Here is a 2,319-nt window from a genome sequence, read left to right on the forward strand (position 1 = left end):
CGGCGGCGACCGCGCCGGCCGTCGCCCGTGTCACGCCCAGCTCCGCGGTGAGCACCGCGCGGGTCGGCGCACGTCCGGTGTGCACGAGCTCCAACGCGGGTCCGAGCGCACCGCGCCCCCGGTCCAGCCGCGTCCTCGAGGTGGTCCCTTCCCCCGTCGGCCGGGGGTCCGCCTTCCCGCTCATGAGGGCGAGTCTCCCATGATCGCGACCGCGTCCGGTTACCGGCCGCTGACCCGGAGTGTGATGTTCAGCCTGCCTGTCAGCCCCAGTTCCGGTGGCGCCGTGCCCGCGTGCACGCGCGGGACCCCGTGGTACGCCGACCGGGAAGGCCCGCCGAAGACGAAGAGGTCACCGCTGCGCAGCTCGACGTCCGTGTAGGGGCGGGTCCGGGTCCCGGGGTTGCCGAAGCGGAAGACGCAGGTGTCGCCGAGGCTCAGCGACACCACGGGCGCGTCGCTCTCCTCGTCGCTGTCGCGGTGCATGCCCATGCGGGCGTCGCCGTCGTAGAAGTTGATCAGGGCGATGTCGTACGCGGTCCCCGCCGGCGCCGCGTCCGCGCCGAGCGCGTCGATCACCGCGCGGCGGCCCAGTTCGCCGAGGCGGGCGGGGAACGGCTTGACCGGGGCGCCGTCGCCGTCGACGACGGTGCGCGCGTAGCCGTACGGGTACCAGTGCCAGCCCAGGCACACCTGCCGGGCGGTCATCGTGCCGCCGCCCGGTGTGCGGACCGTGCGCAGTCCGGCGGGCGGGCGGGCCCACGCGCGGCACGCGTCGAGCAGGGTGCGCTGCGTCCGGGCGTCCAGCCAGTCCGGCACGTGCACCGCGCCGGGCGCGACCTCGGCGCGGGGCCGGGGGAAGAGCTCGCCGTCCATGGAATCCATCCTGCCCGACGGCCCCTCCCGCCCGGCACGGTCCGGGCCGGGGCTCGGCTAGCCTGGTCGCACGATGAACGACCGTATGACGACTGCGTGGGGTGCGCCGGTTCTGGCCCGCTTCCCCGAGGATCCCCGCGACAGGCTGCGCGCCTGGGACGCCTCCGACGAGTACCTGCTCGGGCATCTCGACCGGGAAGAGGTGCCGCTGGACGGCACGGTCGTGGTCGTCGGGGACCGGTGGGGGGCGCTCGCCACGGCGCTGGCCGCGTACCGGCCGACGCAGATCACCGACTCCTGGCTGGGGCAGGAGGCCACCCGCGCGAACCTGGCGCGGGCCGGCGTCGAGCCGGGTACGGTCCCGCTGCTCACCACGCAGGACCCGCCGCCGGGCCGGATCGACGTGCTGCTGGTGCGGGTGCCCAAGAGCCTGGCGCTGCTGGAGGACCAGTTGCTGCGGCTGGCGCCCGCGTTGCACGCCGGCACGGTCGTCGTCGGCACCGGCATGGTGAAGGAGATCCACACCTCGACGCTGAACCTCTTCGAGCGGATCATCGGCCCCACCCGGACCTCCCTCGCCGAGAAGAAGGCGCGGCTGATCTTCTGCACACCGGACCCGGAACTGGTGCGTCCCGCCGGCCCCTGGCCGTACAGCTACCGGCTGCCCGACGGGATCGGTGCGGTCTCCGGCCGGACCGTCGTCAACCACGCGGGGGTCTTCTGCGCGGACCGGCTCGACATCGGCACCCGGTTCTTCCTCCAGCATCTGCCGCAGCCGTCCTCGGAACGGCCGGGCCTTCGGGTGGTGGACCTCGGGTGCGGCAACGGCGTCGTCGGCACGGCGGTGGCGCTGGCCGACCCGCGGGCCGAGGTGCTGTTCGTGGACGAGTCGTTCCAGGCGGTGGCGTCCGCGCAGGCCACGTACCGGGCCAACGGCGTACCGGGGCACGGCGAGTTCCGGGTCGGCGACGGTCTGACGGGCGTACCGGACTCCAGCGTCGACCTGGTGCTCAGCAACCCGCCGTTCCACTCCCACCAGGCGACCAGCGACGCCACCGCCTGGCGCATGTTCACCGGTGCCCTGCGCGCCCTGCGGCCGGGTGGTGAGCTGCGGGTGGTCGGCAACCGGCATCTGGGCTATCACGTGAAGCTTCGACGGTTGTTCGGGAACAGCGAAGTGGTCGCGAGCGACCGGAAGTTCGTCGTGCTGAGGGCCGTGAAGCGGTAGGACCAACTTCCCTCGGGCCGGGGCCGGACCATGCCCGTACCCGGCCGGACCGGGGCGTCCACCGCTTGCTCCGGGCCGGAGCGGCCGCGATGGAGCGGATGACCGCCACGGTCCGGGCGACGGTGGGCGGGGCATGAAGGGTGCCCGGTGGTCCCGGTGCTCTCAGGGTGCCGTGAGGGTCCCGATGATGTCCGCCACCGCACGGGTCATCGCCTCGC

2 protein-coding genes and 1 pseudogene are annotated in these 2,319 nt (G+C 74.0%); 1 reads left to right on the forward strand and 2 read right to left on the reverse strand.

The window, feature by feature from the left end; translation table 11 throughout:
* A pseudogene (locus AOK11_RS45535) lies at positions 1-184 on the reverse strand (ROK family protein); the annotation flags it as partial.
* A 35-nt stretch (positions 185-219) separates the two neighbouring features.
* Positions 220-873: an alpha-ketoglutarate-dependent dioxygenase AlkB family protein gene (locus AOK11_RS30055; RefSeq protein WP_055596855.1), complete on the reverse strand. Its 654-nt coding sequence runs from the start codon at positions 871-873 to the stop codon at positions 220-222.
* A gap of 85 nt (positions 874-958) precedes the next feature.
* On the opposite strand from AOK11_RS30055, the gene AOK11_RS30060 reads away from it, so the two are divergent.
* Positions 959-2,101: a methyltransferase gene (locus tag AOK11_RS30060; protein ID WP_055596856.1), complete on the forward strand. Its 1,143-nt coding sequence runs from the start codon at positions 959-961 to the stop codon at positions 2,099-2,101.
* The last annotated feature ends 218 nt before the right edge of the window (positions 2,102-2,319 follow it).

Source organism: Streptomyces hirsutus (assembly GCF_001418415.1).
Classification (GTDB): domain Bacteria; phylum Actinomycetota; class Actinomycetes; order Streptomycetales; family Streptomycetaceae; genus Streptomyces; species Streptomyces hirsutus.